The 23,854-nt window shown below is 42.2% G+C and carries 20 protein-coding genes, 2 tRNA genes and 1 pseudogene; 10 read left to right on the top strand and 13 right to left on the bottom strand.

Annotated features, from left to right (window positions below; genetic code table 11):
- Positions 1-211 precede the first annotated feature (211 nt).
- Positions 212-1,651, bottom strand: coding sequence for a 16S rRNA (cytosine(1407)-C(5))-methyltransferase RsmF (gene rsmF / locus PASHI_RS08520; protein WP_062565266.1), 1,440 nt, complete (start codon positions 1,649-1,651; stop codon positions 212-214).
- A 280-nt stretch (positions 1,652-1,931) separates the two neighbouring features.
- Here rsmF and PASHI_RS08525 point away from each other — a divergent pair, with 280 nt between their 5' ends.
- From PASHI_RS08525 to prpF, 5 genes are all read left to right on the top strand, one after another.
- Positions 1,932-2,636: a GntR family transcriptional regulator gene (locus tag PASHI_RS08525; protein WP_054554723.1), complete on the top strand. Its 705-nt coding sequence runs from the start codon at positions 1,932-1,934 to the stop codon at positions 2,634-2,636.
- 84 nt (positions 2,637-2,720) lie between these two features.
- Positions 2,721-3,596 carry a methylisocitrate lyase gene (gene prpB / locus PASHI_RS08530; protein WP_054561375.1) on the top strand — a complete coding sequence of 292 codons (876 nt, stop codon included), beginning with the start codon at positions 2,721-2,723 and terminating at the stop codon, positions 3,594-3,596.
- Between the two features lie 24 nt (positions 3,597-3,620).
- Positions 3,621-4,745, top strand: coding sequence for a bifunctional 2-methylcitrate synthase/citrate synthase (gene prpC, locus PASHI_RS08535; RefSeq protein WP_062565267.1), 1,125 nt, complete (start codon positions 3,621-3,623; stop codon positions 4,743-4,745).
- Positions 4,746-4,861: 116 nt separating this feature from the next.
- Positions 4,862-7,453, top strand: coding sequence for a Fe/S-dependent 2-methylisocitrate dehydratase AcnD (gene acnD, locus PASHI_RS08540; protein WP_062565268.1), 2,592 nt, complete (start codon positions 4,862-4,864; stop codon positions 7,451-7,453).
- A 3-nt stretch (positions 7,454-7,456) separates the two neighbouring features.
- A complete protein-coding gene (prpF, locus tag PASHI_RS08545) occupies positions 7,457-8,626 on the top strand; it encodes a 2-methylaconitate cis-trans isomerase PrpF (RefSeq protein ID WP_062565269.1) in 1,170 nt (389 codons plus the stop codon).
- 40 nt (positions 8,627-8,666) lie between these two features.
- Here prpF and PASHI_RS08550 read toward each other — a convergent pair whose 3' ends face one another.
- A complete protein-coding gene (locus PASHI_RS08550; RefSeq protein WP_062565270.1) occupies positions 8,667-9,575 on the bottom strand; it encodes a substrate-binding periplasmic protein in 909 nt (302 codons plus the stop codon).
- 194 nt (positions 9,576-9,769) lie between these two features.
- Here PASHI_RS08550 and PASHI_RS22140 point away from each other — a divergent pair, with 194 nt between their 5' ends.
- From PASHI_RS22140 to PASHI_RS08560, 3 genes are all read left to right on the top strand, one after another.
- Positions 9,770-10,732 (top strand): glycoside hydrolase family 97 N-terminal domain-containing protein, encoded by a 963-nt coding sequence (locus tag PASHI_RS22140; RefSeq protein ID WP_208855488.1) that lies wholly within the window; start codon positions 9,770-9,772, stop codon positions 10,730-10,732.
- 3 nt (positions 10,733-10,735) lie between these two features.
- A complete protein-coding gene (locus PASHI_RS22145) occupies positions 10,736-11,716 on the top strand; it encodes a glycoside hydrolase family 97 catalytic domain-containing protein (protein ID WP_208855490.1) in 981 nt (326 codons plus the stop codon).
- Between the two features lie 193 nt (positions 11,717-11,909).
- Positions 11,910-12,224: a DMT family transporter gene (locus PASHI_RS08560; RefSeq protein WP_062565271.1), complete on the top strand. Its 315-nt coding sequence runs from the start codon at positions 11,910-11,912 to the stop codon at positions 12,222-12,224.
- Positions 12,225-12,301: 77 nt separating this feature from the next.
- On the opposite strand, the gene PASHI_RS08565 is transcribed toward PASHI_RS08560, so the two are convergent.
- Genes PASHI_RS08565 through PASHI_RS08595 form a run of 7 tightly spaced genes read right to left on the bottom strand, consistent with a single transcriptional unit; the run spans position 12,302 to position 18,554 of the window.
- On the bottom strand, positions 12,302-13,156 hold the full coding sequence (locus PASHI_RS08565) for a fumarylacetoacetate hydrolase family protein (RefSeq protein ID WP_062565272.1): 855 nt from the start codon (positions 13,154-13,156) through the stop codon (positions 12,302-12,304).
- A gap of 20 nt (positions 13,157-13,176) precedes the next feature.
- Positions 13,177-13,953 carry an SDR family NAD(P)-dependent oxidoreductase gene (locus PASHI_RS08570; protein ID WP_062565273.1) on the bottom strand — a complete coding sequence of 259 codons (777 nt, stop codon included), beginning with the start codon at positions 13,951-13,953 and terminating at the stop codon, positions 13,177-13,179.
- A gap of 22 nt (positions 13,954-13,975) precedes the next feature.
- Positions 13,976-14,836, bottom strand: a complete 861-nt coding sequence (locus tag PASHI_RS08575) for an amidohydrolase family protein (protein WP_062565274.1) — start codon at positions 14,834-14,836, stop codon at positions 13,976-13,978.
- A complete protein-coding gene (locus PASHI_RS08580; RefSeq protein WP_062565275.1) occupies positions 14,833-15,879 on the bottom strand; it encodes an aldo/keto reductase in 1,047 nt (348 codons plus the stop codon). The genes PASHI_RS08575 and PASHI_RS08580 overlap by 4 nt, the downstream gene beginning before the upstream one ends.
- A gap of 24 nt (positions 15,880-15,903) precedes the next feature.
- The gene (locus PASHI_RS08585; RefSeq protein ID WP_062565276.1) at positions 15,904-17,052 is read right to left on the bottom strand and encodes an alpha-hydroxy acid oxidase; all 1,149 of its coding nucleotides are present in this window, start codon (positions 17,050-17,052) and stop codon (positions 15,904-15,906) included.
- A 16-nt stretch (positions 17,053-17,068) separates the two neighbouring features.
- Positions 17,069-18,253: a UxaA family hydrolase gene (locus tag PASHI_RS08590; protein ID WP_062565277.1), complete on the bottom strand. Its 1,185-nt coding sequence runs from the start codon at positions 18,251-18,253 to the stop codon at positions 17,069-17,071.
- A gap of 1 nt (position 18,254) precedes the next feature.
- Complete coding sequence (locus PASHI_RS08595) at positions 18,255-18,554, bottom strand: UxaA family hydrolase (protein ID WP_062565375.1); 300 nt, start codon at positions 18,552-18,554, stop codon at positions 18,255-18,257.
- A 297-nt stretch (positions 18,555-18,851) separates the two neighbouring features.
- On the opposite strand from PASHI_RS08595, the pseudogene fucP reads away from it, so the two are divergent.
- Both fucP and PASHI_RS08605 read left to right on the top strand, forming a co-directional pair.
- Positions 18,852-20,248 (top strand): annotated as a pseudogene (gene fucP / locus PASHI_RS08600) (L-fucose:H+ symporter permease).
- Positions 20,249-20,260: 12 nt separating this feature from the next.
- On the top strand, positions 20,261-20,605 hold the full coding sequence (locus PASHI_RS08605; RefSeq protein WP_062565278.1) for an L-rhamnose mutarotase: 345 nt from the start codon (positions 20,261-20,263) through the stop codon (positions 20,603-20,605).
- A 482-nt stretch (positions 20,606-21,087) separates the two neighbouring features.
- On the opposite strand, the gene PASHI_RS08610 is transcribed toward PASHI_RS08605, so the two are convergent.
- From PASHI_RS08610 to PASHI_RS08625, 4 genes are all read right to left on the bottom strand, one after another.
- Positions 21,088-21,164, bottom strand: a tRNA-Val gene (locus tag PASHI_RS08610).
- 122 nt (positions 21,165-21,286) lie between these two features.
- Positions 21,287-21,363 (bottom strand) — tRNA-Val (locus PASHI_RS08615).
- 113 nt (positions 21,364-21,476) lie between these two features.
- Entirely contained in the window at positions 21,477-22,496 is a 1,020-nt protein-coding gene (locus tag PASHI_RS08620; RefSeq protein ID WP_062565279.1) for a DUF3080 family protein, read from the bottom strand.
- On the bottom strand, positions 22,471-23,829 hold the full coding sequence (locus PASHI_RS08625; protein ID WP_062565280.1) for an MATE family efflux transporter: 1,359 nt from the start codon (positions 23,827-23,829) through the stop codon (positions 22,471-22,473). Before PASHI_RS08625 ends, PASHI_RS08620 begins: the two co-directional genes overlap by 26 nt.
- Positions 23,830-23,854: the final 25 nt, after the last annotated feature.

Raw genomic sequence — 23,854 nt, forward strand, 5'->3', positions numbered from 1 at the left:
TCTGGGCTTAGGGGGTGGCTCGTGTGAGCCTGCGCTAACTATAAAAAAACACCTTCTAAATTCAGTAGGGAGAAGTAGAAAGTACTTTTAAGTGTAGTTAATCAGCAGGAAATTGCACGGTAAATGTACAAATTTTATACTAGTTTAAAATCAGTCTGTTACAGCTTTTTACCTAAATTAGCGCCTTATTTATACAGTCTTTATGCGCAACTTATACCCAAGTTATCAACTGGGTATTTTGGACTAAATCGCGAGGTAAAGAGTTCTTAATTTTATTCTTTTGCCACTTACCTAAGCCTACCGGACAACCACATAACATTAAAACTACTTCACCATTATCTTGCGTTGGTTTTTCGAGCCTAATATCTTTACCATTAAAGTAATCGTTTGCTTGGCAAGCAGACATCTCAAAGGTATTTTTATCGCAATCTTGGCCAAAGACAGTGGCAAACTCGTGAGTTAAGCGAACACCACCTTTGTGGATCACACCAAGTTGAATACCTAAACGTGAGTATTTAATTTTATCTTGCAGTTCATCAAAGCCATCAGGAAACAACCAGAGCTCTTTATCACGCTGCATTAACGTGCCTTTGAGTGATTTTAGACCGAACTGTTTTTTAATTGTTTGCATAAACGCTTGGCTTTGCTTTTTATCAAACTCAGCAAACGGAAATGCGCCTTTTTTAACTTTTTGATTAGGTTTATTGCTTGACGCTATTTTTTTAAATTTAGCGATGAAGAAACCTTCACTGTCGTAAGTTTGCGGCCAAACATGTAAATAACCTTCGCTGGTTGTTGCTTTGTCTGCGCCATCAAACAGGGTATCGAGTGATTGTACCTCGATGCAATCAGGAAACTCTGCTAATAGATACTCACACACTTGTTGGTTCTCAAGCGGTGTTAAAGTACAGGTCGAATAAACTAATGTGCCGCCAGGCTTTAGGGCATAAAAGGCACTTTTTATAAGGGCTTTTTGCACAGCAGCAATATCAATATTAGATTCAATTGACCAATTTTTTAAGGCGTCTGCATCTTTACGAACCGTGCCTTCACCTGAACACGGGGCATCTAGCAAAATACTGTCGAAGCACTCATACATGTAATCCCCAAAGATCACACCGTCAAAATGTGATAATGCACAATTACCTACGCCCAAACGTTTAAGGGTTGCTGCTAATACTTTTAAGCGTGACGATGACAATTCATTGGCCACTAACACGCCACTATTATCCATCATGGCAGCGATTTGTGATGTTTTTGATCCCGGTGCCGATGCCATATCAAGTACCGCATCGCTTTGCTGAACTTCGGCTCTCAGTGCTACCGGCGGTAACATTGAGCTGGCTTCTTGCACATACATAGCACCACTTAAGTGTAAATCGGTATTTCCGATGGCAAGGGCCGCTTCTTCGTCGCTAGGACGTGTTAGCCAGAATCCTTCTTCACACCATGGAATTGCTGTTAATTCCCATCCTTTTTTGGCGCATTGACGCTGAAATTCAGCGACTGACATTTTTAAAGTATTTACGCGAACAGATCGTCTAAGTGGGCGGCGACAGGCTGCAATAAAATCGTCTAATGATAAATGTTCAGGAAGGTAGCTTTTTACATCATCAATAAATGAGTCAGGAATATATGTATTAGCGTCCACTAAATGGCTCTCACATCACGTAATATTAGCTGGATCATACCATTTATAGCGCTATCGGGGGATATTTTTAGCTTTTTAAGAGCGAGATTGAAGTGTCGACATATTACCAATATAAATGTTCTTTATAGCCATTATTTTTGGTAAATATCATTTTATGTCGACATTTTGATGGTTTTTTAGTCTGTTTTTCCGTTCTCAAGGTTGACACATGCAATGATAGGGCGCATAGTGAACTCACAAATTGTCGACAATCTTAATTTAGTACTTTGATAGACCTATTATGACAGAGCAAAAAGCCAACGATAACTACAACGATATCACGATAACAACTGCATCAGACCAAGTGTTTGTCGACATGCGTCGTGAAATTGTCCAAGGCACCATTGAGCAGGGTAGCAAAATTTCTGAGCCAGAACTTGCTAAACGCTATGGTGTAAGCCGTGCCACCTTACGTGAGGCGCTAAATCGTTTAGAGAGCTGTTATTTGGTAGAGCGTAAAGCAAATGTCGGTTGTCGTGTTGTTGCGCTAACCGCAGAGCGTTTAATCGAAGTCTATCAGGTTCGTAGTGCCTTAGAAGGGCTGGCTTGTCGGTTAGCTGCCGACAACATGGAACCTGAAGAAGTGCAGGGTTTAAAACAGTTATTGAACCAGCACTTACAAACACAGCGTGTAAAAGAAGGTGAATCATACTACCAAGAAGCGGGCGACCTTGATTTTCATTATCGCATTATTAAAGGGTCGAAAAACGCACACTTAATTCATCTTTTATGTAATGAGTTGTACCAGTTAATTCGTATGTACCGTGTACAAATGGGGATGGTAGGGCCACGTGTATCAAAAGCGTTTGATGAACACTTGGCTATTATTAATGCCATTGAAAACCATGACGGTGAATTAGCCGAAATGCTTATGAAGCGCCATATTAGTGCGTCTCAGGCAAATATTCAGACTAAGTTTGACTTACTCGCAGCAAAAAATCAGTAGCGCGGTAGTTAAACAGTCACAATTTAGATTTAAAAAATAGAGTCAGCCAAAGAGCTGAAACCGTTCAAAGATAGGAGTTATCCAATGTCAGCAGGATTAAAGTTCAAACAGGCAATCGCCAACAACAAGCCATTACAAGTGGTTGGCACCGTCAACGCGTACTGCGCAATGATGGCAGAGAAAACCGGTCACCAAGCACTTTACCTCTCAGGTGCGGGTGTTGCTAACGCATCATACGGCATGCCAGATTTAGGTATGACTAGCCTTGATAATGTACTTGAAGATATTCGTCGAATCACCAGCGCTACCGACTTACCGCTTCTTGTTGATGCTGACACAGGGTGGGGCGGTGCTTTTAATATTGCTCGTACCGTTAAAGAAATGACCAAAGCAGGCGCAGCAGGCTTCCATATTGAAGACCAAGTAGCACAAAAACGTTGTGGTCACCGTCCTAATAAAGAGATCGTGTCTAAAGATGAAATGGTTGACCGTATTAAAGCTGCGGTTGATGCCAAAACAGACAGTGATTTTTACATTATGGCGCGTACTGATGCATTCCAAAAAGAAGGCTTAAATGCAGCGATTGACCGCGCAGCAGCGTGTGTTGAAGCTGGTGCAGACGCTATCTTTGCAGAAGCGGTGCATGATTTAGCAGATTACCAAGCGTTTGCTAAAGCGTTAAATGTGCCAATTCTTGCGAACATCACCGAATTTGGTCAAACACCACTTTATACAAAAGAGCAATTGAGCGAAGTGGGTGTTGAAATTGTACTTTATCCACTTAGTGCATTTAGAGCGATGAACAAAGCTGCACTTAATGTGTATTCGTCTATTCTTAGCGAGGGCTCACAACAAAGCCAAGTAGACAATATGCAAACACGTGCGGAATTATATGAGTTTTTAGATTATCACTCATATGAAAACACACTCGATAACCTTTTCTCAGCTAAAAAATCATAACGACAACATATAAGGAGAACACTCATGGTAGATAAAGCATTAGGCGGCGCAGGTTTACGTGGTCAAGTAGCAGGTGAAACAGCACTGTGTACAGTAGGTAAGTCAGGTTCAGGTTTAACTTATTGTGGTTATGATATTAGTGAATTAGCAGATAAAGCGCAGTTTGAAGAAGTGTCTTTTTTACTGTCGCGTGGTGAATTACCAACAGAGTCTGAGCTGACTGAATATAAAGCAAAGTTAAAATCACTACGTGGTTTACCAGATGCACTAAAAACAGTGCTTGAGAACATTCCTAAAGACGCGCACCCAATGGATGTAATGCGCACTGGTTGTTCTATGCTAGGTAACCTGGAAATGGAGCAAGATTTCTCAGAAGCGAATGATGCGATTGATCGCCTAGTTGCCGTATTCCCAAGCATTATTTGTTACTGGTATCGTTTTAGCCATGACGGCGTTCGTATTGAAACTGAAACAGATGATGATTCGGTAGGTGCACACTTCTTACGTTTATTACATGACGAAGCACCATCAGCACTGTTTGAGCAAGTAATGAATGTGTCTTTAATTCTTTATGCAGAGCATGAGTTTAATGCATCAACATTCACTGCGCGTGTGTGTGCATCAACATTGTCTGATATTCACTCTTGTGTAACGGGTGCGATTGGTAGCTTACGTGGTCCATTACATGGTGGTGCGAACGAAGCGGCTATGGATATGATTGAAGGCTTCACAAGTGCAGACCAAGCTGAAGATGCGCTGATGGGCATGCTTGAACGTAAAGACAAGATCATGGGCTTTGGTCATGCCATTTACCGTGAATCAGATCCACGTAACGTGATCATCAAAAAGTGGTCAGAAAAACTGGCAGCAGAAGTGGGTGATGATGTGCTTTATCCTGTGTCTGTTCGCTGTGAAGAAGTTATGTGGCGTGAAAAGAAATTATTCTGTAATGCTGATTTCTTCCATGCATCTGCGTATCACTTCATGGGTATCCCAACTAAGTTATTCACGCCAATTTTCGTGATGAGCCGTGTAACAGGTTGGACAGCACACGTGAAAGAGCAACGTGCTAATAACCGTATTATTCGCCCAAGTGCAGATTATACGGGCCCAGAAGCGCGTAGCTATACGCCAATTTCTGAGCGTTAATCGTAATTAAATCAGTGATAGGGGTAGCTTAGCTGCCCCTTTATGAAGGGGCGAAATAAATACAAAAACAATCAGCCCATCTTTGTTCACCGTCACCAAGTACAAGTAGAATCATCATGAATACAAATTTTAGAAAACCATTAGCAGGCACCGGAGTCGATTACTTTGATACTCGCGCTGCTGTTGATGCAATTAAACCAGGCAGCTATGCCACACTTCCTTACACATCGCGAGTACTTGCCGAAAACTTAGTTCGTCGCTGTGATCCTGAAATGCTAAATGATGCACTGTCGCAGTTAATTGACCGCAAGCGTGATTTAGATTTTCCATGGTTTCCTGCGCGCGTTGTGTGTCACGATATCTTAGGTCAAACAGCGTTAGTTGATTTAGCAGGTCTGCGTGATGCTATTGCTGCAAAAGGCGGCGATCCTGCAAAAGTGAACCCTGTGGTACCAACACAGTTAATTGTTGACCATTCATTAGCGGTTGAACACGCAGGTTTTGAACCTGACGCATTTGAAAAAAACCGTGCTATTGAAGACCGTCGTAACGATGACCGATTCCACTTTATTAATTGGACGAAAACAGCATTTAAAAATATTGATGTGATCCCGCCGGGTAACGGCATTATGCATCAAATCAATTTAGAGAAAATGTCACCTGTGATCCAAAAACGTGATGGCGTGGCATTCCCAGATACATTAGTTGGTACAGATAGCCACACACCTATGGTCGATGCGCTAGGTGTTATTGCAGTCGGTGTTGGTGGTCTTGAAGCTGAAAGCGTGATGCTTGGCCGTGCATCTTACATGCGTTTACCTGACATTGTGGGTGTTGAACTAAAAGGCAAGCCACAACCGGGTATTACTGCAACCGACATTGTATTAGCGATCACCGAATTTTTACGTAATGAAAGAGTTGTGTCGACCTACCTTGAATTTTATGGCGAAGGTGCTGATGCACTTACCCTAGGTGATAGAGCAACTATTTCTAATATGACGCCAGAGTTTGGCGCAACAGCAGCGATGTTCTACATCGATGACAACACACTTGATTATCTACGTTTAACTGGTCGTGAAGAAGAGCAAGTTAAACTAGTCGAAACATACGCAAAAGAGACTGGCCTTTGGAGTGATAGCCTTAAAACGGCTGAATATGAGCGTGTGTTAACCTTTGATCTATCATCAGTTGGTCGCAATATTGCGGGCCCTTCGAATCCACATCGCCGTGTTGCAACTAGCGATCTTGATAAAGCGGGTATCACTGGCGTTGTTGAGAATGAAGAAGGCTTAATGCCAGATGGCGCCTGTATCATTGCAGCAATCACAAGTTGTACTAATACCAGTAACCCACGCAACGTTATTGCTGCAGGTTTACTTGCGCGTAATGCCAACGCTAAAGGTTTAACTCGTAAGCCATGGGTTAAAACATCACTGGCACCGGGTTCTAAAGCGGTTAAGTCTTATTTAGAAGAAGCTAATTTGTTGCCTGAGCTTGAGCAACTTGGCTTTGGTATTGTCGCTTTTGCGTGTACAACCTGTAATGGCATGAGTGGTGCGCTTGATCCAAAAATTCAGCAAGAAGTGATTGACCGCGACCTATACGCAACGGCTGTACTGTCGGGTAACCGAAATTTTGATGGTCGTATTCACCCTTATGCTAAACAAGCATTCTTAGCTTCACCGCCACTGGTTGTTGCTTATGCTATTGCCGGTACTATTCGTTTTGATATCGAAAAAGATGTATTAGGGCATGATCAACAAGGCAACGAAATTCGCCTTATGGATTTATGGCCATCAGATGAAGAAATTGATGCGGTGATCAAACAAAGTGTTAAACCTGAGCAGTTTAAAAAGGTTTACGAGCCAATGTTTGATTTAAGTGTAGATTACGGTGAAGACAACGACCCGCTTTACCAATGGCGTCCACAAAGTACTTATATTCGCCGTCCTCCTTATTGGGAAGGCGCTTTAGCGGGTGAACGCTCTCTGAGTGATATGCGTGCGTTAGCTGTGTTGGGCGACAACATCACTACTGACCACTTATCACCTTCGAATGCGATTTTAGCGTCAAGTGCTGCTGGTGAATACCTGGCTAAAATGGGTCTCCCAGAAGAAGATTTTAACTCGTATGCTACTCACCGAGGTGACCATTTAACAGCACAGCGTGCTACATTCGCTAACCCTAAGTTATTGAATGAAATGGTTAAAGAAAATGGTGAAGTGAAGCAAGGTTCATATGCTCGCATTGAACCAGAAGGCAAAGTGACGCGTATGTGGGAAGCTATCGAAACCTACATGGAGCGCAAACAACCGCTTATCATTGTGGCAGGTGCCGATTATGGTCAAGGTTCATCACGTGACTGGGCTGCAAAAGGTGTTCGCTTAGCTGGTGTTCAAGTGATTGCAGCCGAGGGCTTTGAGCGTATTCACCGCACTAACTTAATTGGTATGGGCGTATTACCGCTTGAGTTTAAAGCAGGCACGACGCGAACTACGCTAGGTATTGATGGTAGTGAGAGTTTTAGTGTCAAAGGTGAGCCAACACCAGGCGCAACATTGACACTAGTGATTACCCGTGCCAATGGTGAAATCGTTGAAGTACCAATGACGTGCCGTTTAGATACCGCTGAAGAAGTGTCAATTTATTCAGCGGGTGGTGTACTGCAACGTTTCGCGCAAGATTTCTTAGAATCTGAGGAGCACTAAGCGATGGCGTTTAAACCACAAATTAAGGTGCCAGCGACGTATATGCGTGGCGGCACCAGTAAAGGGGTGTTCTTTAACTTAACTGACTTACCTGAGCCTGCCCAAGTGGCAGGTGAGGCGCGCGACAACCTGTTATTACGTGTGATTGGCAGCCCCGATCCTTACCAAAAACAAACTGATGGTATGGGCGGTGCAACCTCAAGCACCAGTAAAACGGTGATTTTATCGAAAAGCGCTAAAGCTGATCACGATGTTGATTATCTGTTTGGTCAAGTTGCTATCGATAAGGCGTTTGTTGATTGGAGTGGTAACTGCGGTAATTTAACCTCAGCAGTCGGGGCCTTTGCTGTGTCAAACGGTCTTGTTGATGCCAGCAAAATTCCAGAGAACGGCGTTGTTGAAGTTAAAGTATGGCAAGTCAATATTAGTAAAACCATCATAGTGCACGTGCCAATTACTAACGGTGAAGTGCAAGAAACTGGTGATTTTGAGCTTGATGGCGTGACCTTTCCAGCCGCTGAAGTGAAACTTGAATTTATGGACCCTGCAGATGGCGAAGGGGCCTTATTTCCAACAGGTAACTTAGTCGATGAATTAGAGGTGCCGGGTATTGGTATGTTGTCTGCAACGATGATCAATGCGGGTATTCCTACAGTTTTCATTAACGCCAGTGAAGTTGGCTACGATGGCACAGAGCTTCAAGAAGCCATTAACGGTGATGCATCGGCACTTGAAAAGTTAGAAACGATTCGCGCCTATGGGGCGTTGAAAATGGGGTTAATTTCTCATATTGATGAAGCAAAGGCACGTCAACATACGCCAAAAGTAGCTTGGGTTGCACCAGCTAAAACTTATCATGCATCAAGCGGTAAAGTTGTAAACGAAGCCGATATTGATTTAGTAGTACGTGCTATGTCGATGGGTAAGTTGCACCATGCCATGATGGGCACGGCTGCGGTTGCAATAGGTACTGCAGCTGCTATTCCTGGTACCTTGGTAAACCTTGCTGCAGGTGGTGGTGAGCGTCAGGAAGTAAACTTTGGTCATCCTTCTGGCACTTTAAAAGTCGGCGCTGCTGCAACACTTGTTGATGGCAATTGGCAAGTCACAAAAGCAAGTATGAGCCGAAGTGCACGTGTATTAATGGAAGGCTGGGTTCGAGTTCCTCAATAGTACACAGCTGTGCACAGATATAATTTAAATAAAGCGGCGGTTACGCCGCTTTGTCTAATCCGTAGCACTGTTGCTTCATACCTTCAATAAACTCGTCAAACTTGCCGCTCTGTTGCATGAGTTCTATTTCATCATTTAAGTCTTCTAAAACTTTTTGCCAGTGCGGCGTTGATTTGCTGACAGAAAAATATAGCGGTTTGTATTCAAGCTTGGGCTCTAATGCGACCAGTGATTCTAGTATTTGTCGTTTGCCGCTAATTGATAATTCAGACTTGTAAACGCTTGCTTTTAACACTTCAAGATCTGCCACAATTAGGCTTACGCGGTTGCTAAGTAACAGGTGAATTAGTTGGTACTCATTATTAGCGACGATTGTATCGATTTCTTTATTATCAATCATGGCATCGAGTTCTTTGGTGTTTTTATATGAGCGAACTACACCAATAGGCAAGTCTTTTACAGAGTTTAAATCCCCATTAAATGGAATTTGAGTTCCTTTTAATGCCACGAATGATAAATCCCCACCTGGAATAGCATGACTCAAGGCGAGTAAATCGTTGCGGGTTTTATCGAGGAAATTATCTGAAATAACATCATCTTCAATGAAATATTCAGGAAAGAGAATATCAGCGCGACCTAATTCAGCTTCTCTTACGGCGCGTGCCCAAGGATAAAAGCTAATGTGCACGCCATAGCCTTTTTCAAGTAAGGAGCTTACAGCAAATTGGTAAAGCCAGCCTTTGTTGCATAAGTTTTCGTCTATATAAGGAGGCCAATCTAAAGTAACGAGCTTTAAAACATGTTTGGCATCTAAGTTATAACCATATCCGCCGTTGAAACGCACCGCTTCTTCAGTGATGATTTCGCCATTTTTTTCAAAGCTAACAGGCGTAAGGCCCGCAAGAGCTTGATATGAGGCGAATAAAAAAAATACGGTTAGTAGTTTCATAAATTGTTTAAGTTTTTGTTATTTATCTAAAGCTTAGCCTTTTGCCGTAAATATACAACCTAGTAACTGTAACAATATCTAACGGATGGAGTACATTTTTCGATCACAGCTTATTTTAATTGGCTTGAGTGACAAAAAGTTTACATTTGTATTATGATATCACTTAATGCTTTTGCAGCTTAAGGATAACAACAATGATAAAACCAAGTATCTATATATCACTTCTAACAAGCTCTATGCTTGCTCACGCACAATTACCGCTTAGCGTTACAAGCCCAGATGGACAAATAACTGTAAAACTCGAAAAACAACAAAATCAGCTTGTTTATAGCGTAAATTATGGCAACCAAGAGTTTTTGCAGCAATCACAGCTTGGTTTAAATACCAACCTGGGTGATTTTTCACAAAGCCTAAAATATAAAAGCCATACAACTGCTTCAGTCAATGAAAGCTATAAGCTGCATAATGCGAAGGTGAGTGAAGTAAACTACACGGCAAATTCACTCAAAGCGCAATTTGAAAACCAAGAGGGCAGAATGCTTGGCGTCGAATTTAACGTGTCTGATAGTGATGTTGCATTTCGTTATCAGATATCGGGTGCTGAAACAGATACCCGTATTAAGGTGTTAGCTGAATACAGTGCTTTTAACCTACCAGATAATGCAACTACATTTATAAGCCCACAAGCCTTACCTGAAACGGGCTGGATGCAAACAAAACCAAGTTACGAAGAGCCTTACACCTTTAACGAAGCCCTTGGAACACCGTCAGCGAACGGCGTGGGCTATACCTTTCCTGCATTATTTAAAAATAGCGATAAAGGTTGGTTATTAATTTCTGAAACCGGTGTTGATAGTCATTATCTTGGCTCTAAACTAAGCGAAGGCACAAAAGACGGTATTTACCGTATTTCATTTCCTCAGGCTGGAGAAAACAATGGCATTGGTGCAACTTATGCGGCTATGGCAATGCCTGCAACCACACCTTGGCGCACCATCACGTTAGGAGCAAGTTTAAAACCAATCGTTGAATCAACCGTGGCGTTTGATTTAGTTAAACCCCTTTATCAAGCAAGCCAAGATTATAAAATGGGTCGTTCAACATGGAGCTGGATTGTTTGGCAAGACCCAAGTATCAACTACGATGATCAAATCTAATTTATTGACTTAGCTTCATCATTAAATTTTGAATATGTATTAATCGACAATTGGTGGGATAAAAACATTGGCCGCGAGAGAATGGCTGAATTGGTTAAGTACGCTAATGGTAAGGGCGTTGATGTTATTTTGTGGTACAACTCAAATGGCTGGTGGAATGACGCACCTCAAACCCCACAAAATAGAATGAACAGTGCACCTGCACGTCGAAATGAAATGGCGTGGTTGCAAAGCATTGGTGTTAAAGGGCTTAAAGTAGATTTTTTTGGTGGTGACAAACAAGAGACCATTAAACTCTATGAAGATATTCTCACTGATGCAAATCAGTATGGTTTAGTGATCACCTTTCATGGCAGCACTATCCCGCGTGGCTGGGAAAGAATGTATCCTAACTTCGTCACATCTGAAGCGGTTCTAGCATCGGAAAACCTTGTTTTTCATCAAAATTCGTTAGATTTACATGCCTATAACGCGACTATTTTACCGTTCACTCGTAATGCTATTGGCGCTATGGATTTTGCCCCAGTGTTTTTAAACAAACGCTTATCTCAAGATCAAACCGTCGGCACTATTCGCAAAACCACAGATACATTTGAACTGGCAACAGGTGTGCTTTATCAATCACCAGTACAGCATTTTGGCCTGACGCCAAATAACCTTGAAGAACAGCCTCAATTTGTTATTGATACTTTAAAGATGATGCCAACGGTATGGGATGAAACACGCTATATTGCAGGTCAGCCGGGTCAAGATGTAACGATCGCAAGGCGTCATCAGCAAACATGGTGGGTAGCAGCCGTGAATGGTGAAAATAAAGCCAAAACATTCGATATCGATTTACCTATGTTAGCGGGCAATAAAGTCACCCTGATGTTTGACAAAAAAGATGGCAGTGCTGGTACTAAGCAAGTCACAGTAAGTAACAGTGGCAAGTTAACCTTAAACTTATTAGCTCAAGGTGGCGCACTGATTATTGGTCGCTAACTGTGAGTTAATAGGCGATAAAAAAAAACAAGTAGAGAAAAGCGAGCAGGTTGCTCGCTTTTTTTTGGCTTTAGTTGCCTTACTAATTTGGGCGTGCTAGATTTCGTTGGGTGTGGTGATGTACTACACCGCTTTGAGGACGACCTTAAAGTTGTTATTTAAATTCGGGGACGACCCCATAAAGAGGTCGACCATGAATTGGATCCTACTTATTGCTGCTGGCTTACTTGAAGTCGCTTGGGCTTATGGCCTAAAACAATCAAACGGTTTTACTAAACCACTCATTTCATTCTTTACCATCTTAACCATGGCTGCGAGCTTCTATTGCTTAAGCGTGGCGCTTAAATCATTACCACTCAGTTTGGCTTATGCAGTTTGGGTAGGTATCGGCGTAATTGGCTCTGCAATTATTGGCATGACGTTATTATCTGAAGGCGTAAGTCTATTAAAAATTGCCAGCTTACTGCTGATTGCTCTTGGCATTATTGGTTTGAAACTCGCCAATTAGTGTTTGAATAAAAATCCGATAGGCTGTTGCTCTATCGGATTTTGGGTCTAGATCAAATGCAATTTGGGATTTATTAATTAGTGTAATTTTTTATAATCAACGACGACTTGCTGTTGTACGCCAAGGCCTTCAATGCCAAGGGTAACTGTGTCGCCGTCTTTTAAGTAAACCGGTGGCGTTTGCCCTAAACCTACTCCCGGTGGCGTTCCGGTAGAGATAACATCACCCGGTTGTAGGCTCATAAATTGGCTGAGATAACTAACTATAAACGCTGGATCAAACACCATAGTTTTTGTGTTGCCGTTTTGGTATTGGGTATCGTTCACCTTTAACCACATATCTAAATTAAGTGGATCCGGAATTTCATCTTTGGTGACTAACCATGGGCCAAGTGGTCCAAATGTGTCACAGCCTTTGCCTTTATCCCATTGTGAACCGCGTTCTAGCTGGAAGTTTCGTTCAGACACATCGTTACATACACAATAACCGGCAATGTAATCATAAGCGTTTTCTACATCGACATACGAGGCGTGTTTACCAATGACAATGGCAAGTTCAACTTCCCAGTCTAGCTTTTCGCTATTTTTGGGCTTGATGATATCGTCGTTAGGGCCGCTAATCGCGCTGGTGGCCTTGCTAAATACTTCAGGCTCATTGGGGATCGCCATTCCAGATTCTGCGGCGTGATCAGCATAGTTTAAGCCAATGCAAATAAACTTACCTACATCAGCAATACATGAACCGATACGCACAGGCTCTTCAATAAGCGGCAAGGTGTTTAAGTCAATTTGACTAATAAAATTGAGTGTTACTGGTGATAAAGCTTGGCCATTGATGTCTTTGAGCACGTTACTTAAACAACGTAGCTTACCATCGCTATCAATAATGCCGGGTTTCTCTTGGCCAAAAGGGCCGTATCTTAGTAGTTTCATGATGATTCTCTTTACTTCTATTAGTTATTCAAGGTGACGAAGCCGCCATCAATGGGAAAATTACTGCCGGTAATAAAGGCTGCATCATCTGAGCAGAGATATTCGACCAGTCCGGCAATTTCTTCTGGTTTACCCATGCGGCCTATAGGTTGACTTTTGGAGAGCTTTTCAAACATCTCAGCTTGATTATCTGGGTAACTTTGGGCTAAAAAATTATCAACAAATGGGGTGTGCACTCGACCAGGCGCAATACAGTTACAGCGGATGCCATCATTTATATAGTCTTTTGCAACGGAATAGGTCATGGTTAATACCGCGCCTTTCGTCATTGAATATGCAAACCTCTGAGCAATACCAACCGAAGATGCAACCGAAGCAAGGTTAATAATGACGCCGCTTTTTCGAGATTTCATGCTCTCGATAGCTGCATGAATACAGTTATAAACGCCCTTAACATTAATGTTATAGAGTCTGTCCAAATCAGCTTCTGTGGTGTTTTCGATATTGCCGATATGGGCAATACCGGCGTTGTTAACCAAAATATCAATGGGGTAGTGCTTGGTAATCGTATTAAATAACTCGTGAACTTGTTGATGGTTTGCAACATCGACGGCGTACGCATCGGCACTGCCACTGTCGCGAAGAATTTCATCTTTCACTAAGTTTGCAGCGTCAAGGTTTAAATCAACAACGATGATATGCATGTCACGTTTTGCCAAACGCAAACAGATGCTGCGCCCGATGCCACTTCCACCACCGGTTACTAGGGCAATTTTTTTTGTGTTTTGCTGGCTCATAAAAAGTCCTTAACTGGGGGAATTAAAATAATTGGTAAAGTCTCTTGGCATTATCGGACCAAATCTTTCGCTGCTCAGAGACTGGTAGAACACTTATCAGCTCATCGCTGATGTAATGCCAGTCGGTATAACAGCCATTCATGTTAACCACTGGCCAGTCGCTGCCCCATAAAATACGGTTGGCTCCAAATAACTGATAAATGAGTTCGAAGTAGGGGCGATATGTATCGATATCGACACAACCTGCTTTAGCTTGTGACATAAGCCCAGAAAACTTAATTGCAACATTTTTTAAGCATGCAAGTTGATAGAGCATGTCTTCCCAATGTTCAGATTTTGGCTTTGTTAAATCTGGTTTAGCCAGATGATTAATAACGATGTTTAGATGAGGATGCTGCTTTGCAATAGTGATGATATGCGGCAAATGGCACTCATGCACTAGGGCATCAAAACAGAGCTTATGCGCCGCTAAAAATTGGAAAATTGGTGTAAATTTAGGGTTTAAGATCCAATCAATTTGCTCAATATCTTGCAGCATAGGGCGTACACCTTTGAAGTAAGGATCTGAAGCAAATAAGGTTAACTGTTTGAGAACGTTAGCATCATTAAAGTCGACCCAACCAACTACACCAGCAATAAAACTATGGGACCTAGCAAGTTTTAGTAGGAAGCGCGTTTCATCATGTGAATCGGCTGCTTGCACCACAATAGTGTTAGCAATGTCATTAATAGCAAGGGTCGTAGTGAGCCTTTCTGGTAAATAATCTTGATAAAGCACAGTTAAATCTTCACTTAACCAGCGATAGTCGCCACGGCTCAATTGCCAAAAATGTTGATGGCTATCTATTTTCTTAATCGGGTTGAGTGTGCTGATTGTGTTCATGATGCGTCTCCGCTTTCTGGAGTCGGTGCATGCTGTGCAATGAGACCCGCTGTTTTTAAATCTTGCCAAAACTGGTTCGGGATCACCTGATTAAATAATTCGACGGTTTTGTGCACTCGTTTTTCGTTACCAAGCCCAGGTATAACCGAGGCAACGGCGGGATGCGCGAGTGGAAACTGTAAAGCTGCAGCTGCTAATGTGACATTATGATCAACACAAACAGCTTCAATTTTGGCGACTTTGTCGATGATTTCTTGTGGCGCTGGTTGATAGTTGTAGTATGGGTTTTGAAAATGACGAACGCCCGTTGCTAATATTCCCGAGTTATAGGGCCCACCTAAGATAATAGACGCACCATGCTCTATACATTCAGGTAAAAAATCATCGAGAGGTTGCTGCTCTAATAGTGAATAACGACCAGCTAATAAAAAGCAATCGAACAGACCAATTGCCATTGCACGTTGGCATATTTCAACTTCGTTAACCCCTAAACCGATAGCTTTAATTTGCCCACTTGCTTTGAGCTCTTCTAACGCGCGGTAGCCGCCTTGCTCAAATTGCATAAAATAAAAGGCATCTCGCTCGCCATGTGTATCAACCCCTAAGTCATGGACGAGTAAAATATCAATTTCAGCCAAGCCCAAGCGTTGCTGGCTATCTTCAAAAGAGCGCATAATGCCATCGTAGCTATAGTCATATTGAGCATCAAAAGGCATGGGGGTAGCAAAACTATGACGGAGCTGCGTTACATCAGCATGGGGATCGGGTTTGATCAATCTTCCAACCTTAGTTGATAGAATATAGTCTTTTTTACCAAGGCCGCGCAGGGCATCACCAACACGACGTTCACTTAACCCAGCACCATAGCGAGGGGCGGTATCGAATAATGAAATGCCTACTTCAATTGCTGCAGTTAAGGTGTTTTTAGCTTCTTCATCGCTCACTGCTTGATATAGGTTACCCATAGAGGCCGCGCCAAAACCGAGGGTTGAAACCTCAATGCCGGTTTTTCCAAGCGGACGCGTTTTAAATGTGTTTTTCATAACCTACCTCTTAAGCAGTTTGTGTTACTTCACCAAAAAATCGGGCAGTTCAGATACAGTGGCACAGCCTAGCTGATTCATGATCTGAGTAATTTGCATCATCAAGGCATTGATGGTGTGAATGCCGCCTCTATCGCCAAGGGCACCCACGCCATACACAAAGGGCCTACCTAAAAATGTAAAGTCAGCGCCGCTTGCAAGTGCACTCACAATATTTGTTCCGCTACGAAGCCCACTATCCATAAAAATTTTGATGTCGTTTGAATACTTGGCAGCGACAGTTTGCAGTGGTTTGACGGGAGATTCACCGGCATCTAGCTGACGCGCGCCATGATTTGACATAACAACCCCATCTGCGCCGAGCGCAATGGCCGCTTGTACATCAGACTCATTAATCAACCCTTTAATGATCAAAGGCCCTTGCCATAAATCGCGAATCGGTTTTAAACCTTCCAGATCTACGCGGCCCATGACGGTTTTATTCATAAAGGCTGCGAGTTCATCGGTAGGCATATTTTTTGGCATATACGGCTTGAGCGTTTCCATTTCTGGTTTACCAGCAAGCGCTGTTTCATAAAGCCAACGGGGTCTTGCTAGCATCTGCAAAATATTAGACAGTGTCATCTTCGGTGGCATAGCAAGGCCATTTCGAATATCTCGTGGCCTGTAGCCAAAGGTAGGCACATCAACGGTGACAACTAGCACAGGGTAGTGGGCTGCTTTGATGCGATTGAGTAAATCGAGCCTAATCTTTTCATCGGTCGGGTTATAAAGCTGAAACCACGTATGGCCTTCTGATACTTCTGCGATTCGTTCTAGGCTAGATGATGAAACCGTGCTTAGTACATAAGGAATGTTTTTTTCAGCGGCGGCTTTAGCAAGAATCTCAGGGGCTTTTGGCCACATTAACCCTTGTAAACCAACAGGCGCAATACCAAATGGGGCAGCGTATGTATGGCCAAATAATTCGACAGTTTGACTGCTACCTGCAAATGGCTTTAATAGTTCACTGCGTAATTGCACACTATTGATGTCATCTCTATTTCGCTTTACACCATGCTCTTGCATACAACCGCCTTCAAGGTAATCGAAGGCAAAGCGAGGAATACGTTTCTTGGCTTTTTTCTTAAGGTCAGCAATATCTGGGTAAAGGTGGTTAAAGTAATTGCTCATGATGAATTCCTCAGCTTTATTTCAAGCACGCAGGCCCAATGCTATCGAAGGTTTTATACGTTAATAAAAACTCTTGATGTCCCATTTGCTCAGATTTGGTTTGTTCACCATTGCCAACTCGAACAATCAACTCAAAAATTTCATCTCCCACTTGCTTAACGGTTTTACTGCCTTCAATAACAGCGCCGGCATTTATATCCATATCATCACTGAGATTTGCATAGGTTTCTGGGTTAGCGCAGATTTTAATAACCGGTGAAATGGCAGAACCAACAACAGAGCCGCGGCCTGTGGTAAATAAGGTGATATGAGCTCCTGAGGCTATCATTTCGACAATCTCTTGGTTGTCTGAAATATTTGGAAAACCAAACATAGGTTCGCCATCGGGCACCACATCCATTAAGAACAAGCCTTTTTTATTTGGCTTTTCTCCTGGTTTGATAATGCCGTTTATTTGCGATGCGCCAGACTTGGCATAGGCGCCCATTGATTTTTCTTCTTGAGTTGTTAAACCGCCTTCCGCATTGCCTGGGGCAAAACTGCCATAGCCCATTTTGGTGTAGTAATTTTCTGCTTTTACAACACAATCAATAAGTTGCTTGGCGAGTTCTGGGCTTTCGGCTCGATGAGCCATGATTTGCTCACAACCGACAAGTTCACCGGTTTCTTCAAAAATGCAGGTAGCATCCGCGCTAATTAATCGGTCAAAACATTTTCCAACTGCCGGATTTGCGCTTATGCCACTGGTGCCATCAGAGCCACCACAAATAGTGCCAATGACAAGCTCATCGAGATGCATGTACTCAATTGGGCATTGAGCAAGCTGCTCAAGCATGATTTGGCTTTGCATAATGCCTTTGGCAATAGTGTTTTTTGTGCCGCCATTTTGTTGGATCACTAGGGTATTTACTGGACGACCAGACTCAGTAATAGCATCGCTCAAATACTCACGGTTAAAACCTTCACAGCCTAGTGACACTAATAAAACACCGCCCACATTAGGGTGAGTGCAAATGCTTTTCATCATTGCAAGCGCATAGTTGTTTGGATAGCAGCCCGGGAAACCGATTAGTTGCACATCAGGGTGATCCATCTTATTAACGATAGAACGTGCAACATGGTGCGCACACTCAACCAAGTAAACCACAACTAGGGTATTTCGAATGCCTTTTGAGCCATCGTTTCTTAAATAGCCGCGCATATTATTCTCCCGTTACTGTATGGCGAGTGTGGCTAGCAATGTAGTCACTTTTCATATTGTGTAGATGAACATGTTGGCCTGTTTTTATAGCTTCAGTCGAAGAACCAATTGAAGCGCCATACTTTAAAATCTGCTCACCAGCGGCAATATCTTGGCAGGCAATTTTGTGTCCGATAGTGACACTTGAATCGAGTGTTATTACCTGATTTGCAATGTTAATTTGTTCGCCTTTTTGCGCCGATTGGCAGCAAACAATGACATTATCGTGTGGGTGTAACTGTACAAATTTATTCTCAGCCATAGCCATCTCACGTTGTTAATCTGCAACGATTTGAAAAATGAATTTCTTTGTAAAATATGTTTGGGCTTGAAGTGAGTCAACGCGTTTAGCACGTATTTTAAACAGGTTTTTGTATATGAAATTTTGGCTGTAGCGATGTTTTATGTTTAATCATTTGTACAAAAATCACTCTGGCTGATGGTGATTTTCTACATGAAATATGTGCGACTCTATAAACTGGTTTGACATTGTTTGAATCGATTTTACATGGCATAGCGAGTAATCAGTGAGCCTTGTATTAAAAAAACAGGCTTGTTTATGAACACACACAAAAGAATAAACACTAAGCGTAACGATGACCGAGTCGTATCAAAGGACATGCTGATACCATTTATTTTGGTGGCGGCACTTTTTCCGCTTTGGGGTTTTGCCAATGATATAACTAACCCCTTAGTTAAGGCGTTTAAAGATATTTTCTTGATCTCAAACACACAAAGTGCTTGGTGCAATTTGCGTTTTACTTAGGCTATGGCGTAATGGCAATTCCTGCCGCTTTGTTTATTCGGCGCTTTAGTTATAAATACGGCATCGTTTTAGGGCTTGGTCTTTATGCTGTTGGGGCTTTATTGTTTATTCCAGCAAGTGTGTATGGCGAGTTTAACTATTTTCTTGCGGCATTATGTATCTTGACCTGTGGTTTAGCGCTGTTAGAGACAACGGCAAACCCATATATTTTATCAATGGGCAGCCCACAAACTGCAACCAAACGACTTAATTTAGCGCAAGCATTTAACCCAGTAGGCTCTTTACTTGGCATGTTTGTGGCCTCAAACCTGATTTTAAATAATCTTCATGTTGCAAAGTTTCGAGCAGAAGAAAAAGCAGCACATCCCGAGTATGCGCAAATGCTACCTTCGATTGTCAATGGTAAATTAACCGATGCACTACAGCAGTTTGCAGTAACCAATCCTGTACATCACCAACTCATGCAAAGCGCTGATTTAGCGACTATTCGCACCCCGTATGTGGCAATTGCATTGGTTGTGATCTGTTTATTGTTTGTTTATTTGTTTTATCGGTTGCCTAATACACAGCTCATGGCATCAGATAAACGCAATCAAGCATTAAAGCCTTTATTTATAAGGCTTATAAACAACAAACCCTATCGTGAAGGGGTAGTAGCACAGGTGTTTTATGTAGGTGCTCAAATTATGTGTTGGACCTTCATTATTCACTATGGCATGGCTGAGGTAGGGCTAAGTGCAGCTGAGGCACAGCATTTTAATATTATTGCTATGTGCTTTTTTCTTGCGAGCCGATTTTTATGCACCTACCTACTAAATTGGTTTAAAGCGGGGCTGTTATTAATGTGGTTTGCAATAGCCGCTGCGAGCTTGATGTGTTTGGTGGTTTTTATCGGCGGTGAAGTAGGGCTGTATTCTTTGGTCGCCACCTCTGCCTGTATGTCTTTAATGTTTCCAACTATTTATGGCATTGCGCTAAATGGCTTAAAAGCGGATGCAAGTATTGCATCCGCGGGGCTGGTAATGGCAATCGTTGGCGGGGCATTAATGCCCCCATTACAGGGGATGATTATTGATGCGAACCCCATTGCTTTTTTAAGTGCTGAACAAACGTCATTTATATTACCTATGCTGTGTTTTGTTGCAATTACGATTTTTGCGTATCGCGTTGTATTTATTCATAAACAATAAAAGGAGAGCCAGATGCAGTACTGCCTTACATTAGAGCTAAAAAACGACCCAGAGCTTATAGCTACTTACGAGCAGTACCATAGCCCTAAGCAAGTTTGGCCTGAAGTCATAAGTGCTATTCGCGATTCAGGAATTACCGACATGGCGATTCATCGTGTTGGCACAACCCTTATCATGATACTGCAAACCGATGATTCATTTAGCTTTACAGAAAAAGCAAAACAAGATGCGATGAACCCACAGGTGCAAGCATGGGAAAGCCTAATGGAGCAGTTTCAGAACGTAGATAGTACTAATCAGCAAGGTAAGTGGCAGTTAGTAGAGAGGATATTTTCGCTAGGGGAGCAGGTGGGTTAGTTTCCGAATTTAAGTTTCGAGGGGCTAGTTTAAAGTTACAAGTTTCAAGGGGCTAGGAGCTAGGTACTAGGCGCTAGGGTAGACCGAGTGGATTCGAACCACTGATTTTGGCGTGGGTCATAGAGAGCGGTAGTGCTCTAACCAACTGAGGTTCAATTGTATAATATTGATTAGGATAATAAAATTATGAGGAATTTGAATAAATTGGTACGACCGAGTGGATTCGAACCACTGATTTTGGCGTGGGTCATAGAGAGCGGTAGTGCTCTAACCAACTGAGTTTCAACTGTTTAATATTGATTTTAGGATAATAAAATTATGAGGAATTTGAATAAATTGGTACGACTGAGTGGATTCGAACCACTGATTTTGGCGTGGGTCATTGAGAGCGGTAGTGCTCTAACCAACTGAGTAAATCTTTTTAGATTAGTGTACTTATTAATAGAAGTTGTGGAATTAAAAAGAAGCAATAAAGATATAATTGGTACGACCGAGTGGATTCGAACCACCGACCTCTACCATGTCAAGGTAGCGCTCTAACCAACTGAGCTACGGTCGTACAGGCATTTAATTCTGAAGTAGATTAAATGTTTTGGTACAACCGAGTGGATTCGAACCACCGACCTTTGGACCGGGCCATTAAGAGTGGTAGTGCTCTTTCCTTTGGTTATACCTAAATCATGGTACAACCGAGTGGATTCGAACCACCGACCCCTACCATGTCAAGGTAGTGCTCTAACCAACTGAGCTACGGTTGTATTTTGATTTAAATGGTTGTTAGCGTGGCTAAACAACGGAGGCTAATATATAGCGACTGGTTGTGTGAATCAAGCAGCTTTAGCTATTTTTATGCTAAGTGCTGGTTTTTTATTCATAACGGACTAATTTCGCACGTTCTGTAAAAACCTTGCCACCAAGTAACATGGCTTTTCGCAGAGCGCTTAAGACTTTGTAAAATTGCGGCATTACTGCCGCTATCTACAAACTGGGCCATTTCGGTGTCATGCCATATTTGCTGGTAAAGAGGTTGTAGGGTTTCTAATCGACCCACTAAGAATGATTGATAAGGCTGTAATTGCTCTAAATAAAACTTTTTAAACACATTACTAAGCGTTTGCGCTTTTTGTTTATTCTTGTTGGCAGGGCAGAGATCATCTTTTGAATACTTCATGAGCAGCGCTGTTAATTGTTGATTGTAATGTGTTTGCACCCTTGCTGCCGAAATAAGAAGCTTGTTGTATTTAAAGCGATTTAATACTTCGAGTTGGTTGATGATTTGCTCAGGCTCTATAGCGTTTATTTTGCCGTTATTAATATGCTTGTTTAATTTAGCAATTTGCTCCATCGCGCTCACGGTTTCACTAAAACCTGCGGTGTTTTCATCAATGTGTGTCGAACTTAGCTGCCAGCTTTGCTTAAACTCGCTTTCGTTGAGCAGCATAGCTTTAAAGTAATTTGATAGGTTTGCTTGCTTTTGTACTGCGGTGAGTTTTATTTTTTCAACTAGCTCACCTTGCTCATCAAAGCTTTCTAAGCATTCATTTGCGCTTTGAATAAACTTAATTTGATAACTAAGAACATTAGCAGGCGTTGCTGTTTTGCCAAGCTGGTTATTGTGCTCAGCAATAAGGTTTGCAAGTTTACATTGGCGTAATTGGGCAAGTTCAAGCATGCCAATGGTTGCTTTATCTTCAGTATTTTCAGAAAAGTGGTTAACAGTGAGTGTACTTGGTTTAGAGAGTTTAAAACTTTCAGTCTTAAGTACGTTTTCTAATCTTTGCGCATAGGTGTGATTTACATCACCGGAGGCGGGCGTGCAGGCAATAAGTGCCACACACGCTGTTGCGATGATAGAGTTTAAAAGGCTATTGGTTTTGCAAAAAAGGTGCATGTTTAAATCGCCTATGAACAGTGAACATCAACATAATTGCTGCGGCACTTAACCCCACAATAATGCCTATCCAAAAGCCATGAGGGCCCAGTGCTGGAACAATTAAATCTGTACGAGCAAGTACGAAGCCAAGCGCAAAGCCGATCAACCAATAGGATACAAAGGTGATATAACCAATTGGTGCCGTGTATTTCAATCCACGTAAAATACCATTGGCAGAAACTTGCAGGGCATCTGGTAACTGGTAGATACAAGCAAGTACCATGATTGAAGAGGCAAGGGCCAATACTTCAGGGTTGTCAGAATACAATTGGCTTATAATATCACGGGCAAAAAAGGTCACACTTGCCAGTAAAAAAGCAATAATTGCCGCGAGAATATAACTCGTTTTAACGGCATTTTTTAACTGCTGATAATGTTGTTGGCCAAACAAATTGCCTATTCGAATGCTAATGGCAATTGAGAGGCTTAACGGCATCATAAACAATAATGTCGTTACACTAGCCGCAATTTGGTGACCGGCAACAGCAACCGCACCTAAGTGCGCTATAAACAAAGGAATACAAGCAAATAGTGTAACTTCAAAAAAAGTAGCTAATGAAATTGGAATACCCACTTTGGTGATAGTCCACAAAGTAGCGGGCTTTGGCGCTTCGAAATTGGCTAGCAATGCTTTGGCATCAATCTTTTTGTTAAAGTGACAATAAATAACCTGAGTTAACGCCATTGCTGTAAATACCAGCGCCGTGGCAATACCACAGCCCGCGCCACCGTACGCTTGAAAACCTAATTTACCGTGTATAAATACGTAGTTGGCCGGAATATTAACTGCTAAGCCAATTAAACTAATGTAAAAAGCAGGTTTGGTCATTCCCATACCTTCAGTGATATTGCGGTACACACTGAAAAGTAAAAAACCGAAAATACCCCATTTAACAAAATGAATGTATTGCTCGGCTAATTCTGTAATAGACTGTGAAGTATCTAATTGACTAAGCACTGTATCAGCAAGGCTTGCCAGCCCTAAACCGATTATGGCAAGTACTAACGCCAGATACAGGCCCTGTTGAAAGTAGTGGCTAATACCTTGTTTATCGTTTGAACCAGCAAACTGCGCTATGATCCCAGTTAACGCCAATAATATGCCTTGCAACGCAAGCATTAACGGATTCCAAATACCCGTTGCAATAGAAAGTGCTGCCAAGTCTGTTGCACTCACTTGGCCTGCCATCACGGTATCTACAACCGTCATTAAAATAAGGGTTACCTGTGCCAAAAAAACAGGAATGGCTAACGAAATTAACCTTTTGGCTTCCCAACTACAAAAAGACATAAATTACACGACTAAATAAACAGAC

Origin of the sequence: Pseudoalteromonas shioyasakiensis, from assembly GCF_001550135.1 — a bacterium.
Taxonomy (GTDB): domain Bacteria; phylum Pseudomonadota; class Gammaproteobacteria; order Enterobacterales; family Alteromonadaceae; genus Pseudoalteromonas; species Pseudoalteromonas shioyasakiensis.